The 1,365-nt window shown below is 73.1% G+C and carries 1 protein-coding gene and 1 pseudogene; both read right to left on the reverse strand.

What is annotated here, in order from left to right:
* Nucleotides 1-272 (reverse strand): annotated as a pseudogene (locus BZL64_RS38045) (F420-dependent methylene-tetrahydromethanopterin reductase); the annotation flags it as partial.
* 17 nt (nucleotides 273-289) lie between these two features.
* On the reverse strand, nucleotides 290-1,365 hold a 1,076-nt coding region (locus tag BZL64_RS38050; RefSeq protein ID WP_107430434.1), incomplete at its 5' end, for an LLM class flavin-dependent oxidoreductase.

Below are 1,365 nucleotides of genomic sequence, written 5' to 3' on the forward strand. Positions count from 1 at the left end.
GTGACGGCGGCGAGTGCGGCGAGGACGGTGAAGGTGTCGGGGCGGCCGACGACGTCCAGGTCGTAGATGTGGCCGCCCTGTTCGCGGAGCCGGAGTCCTTCGGCGAGGAACAGGAAGTCGAACTTGGCGCGTTCGGCGGTCTTCGCGAAGTGGACGAAGGAGCTGAAGTCGATGTGGCTGCCGGCCCGCGGGTCGCTCCACACGGTGGTGTTGTTGACGCCGGGGAAGTGGGCGGCGAGGTGGATCTGCTTCTGGGGCTTGCTCTTGGTCATGTCGGGTCCCCTCCGGCTCAGGCGGCGTAACGGTTGGCGGGGCGGGGCAGGCCGAGCAGGGCGCGCAGGGTGTCGGCCTCGTAGGCGCGGCGGAAGGCGCCGCGGCGCTGGAGCTCGGGGACGAGACCGCGGGTGATGGCCGGCAGGTCGTGGCCCACGACGGCGGGGCGCAGCCGGAAGCCGGTCAGCCCCTCCTGCGCCAACTCCTGCAGCAGATCCGCGAGTTGCACTGGCGTGCCGGCGAAGATCCGGGCGTCGCTGCGGTACTCCTCGCCGGCGAGGGTGTCGAGGCGGTCGCGGCGGGCGGCGGCCTCGGCCGGGTCGTCGTCGAGGAGGACCACCAGGTCGGCGAAGACGTGCAGCCGCTCCTCGGCGCGGCCCGCCGCCTCCTGTTCGGCGCGGATCTCGGTGAGGATCGCGCGGGCCTGTCCGGCGTCGTGCGGGGTGGTGTAGCCGACGTCGGCGGCGCGGGCCACCAGGCGGTAGGGGACGGTGTCGTGCGCGAGGGCGGTCACCAGGGGCTGGCCCTGCGGCGGGCGGGGGGTGATGGAGGGGCCCTTGACGCTGAAGTGGCGGCCCTCGAAGTCGATGTAGTGCAGCTTGTCGCGGTCGATGAAACGCCCGGTGCCGACGTCACGGATCTCCGCGTCGTCCTCCCAGCTGTCCCAGAGGCGGCGCACGACCTCGACGTGGTCGCCCGCCTCGTCGAAGAGGTCGGCCACCAGTTCGCGGGTGGCCGGGGCGTCGTAGGCCTCGATGCGGGGAAGGGTACGGCGGCCGAAGTGGGCGGCCTCGGTGGGGCGGGCGGTGATCTGGACGCGCAGGCCCGCCCGGCCGGAGCTGACGTGGTCGAGGGTGGCGACGGCCTTGGAGATGTGGAACGGCTCGGTGTGGGTGGCCACCACGGTCGGGACGAGGCCTATGCGGCGGGACAGCGGGGCGATCCGGGAGGCGATCAGGACGGCGTCGAGCCGGCCGCGGACCTGGTCGGTGCGCTCGTCCGGGTCCAGGAAGTGGGAGGACTGCGGGCCGAGGCCGTCCTCGATGGTGACGAAATCGAGCAGGCCGCGCTCGGCCTCGGCCCGCAGTCCTC

The sequence above is a fragment of the Streptomyces bobili genome (assembly GCF_002154575.1).
GTDB classification, from domain to species: Bacteria; Actinomycetota; Actinomycetes; order Streptomycetales; family Streptomycetaceae; genus Streptomyces; species Streptomyces bobili.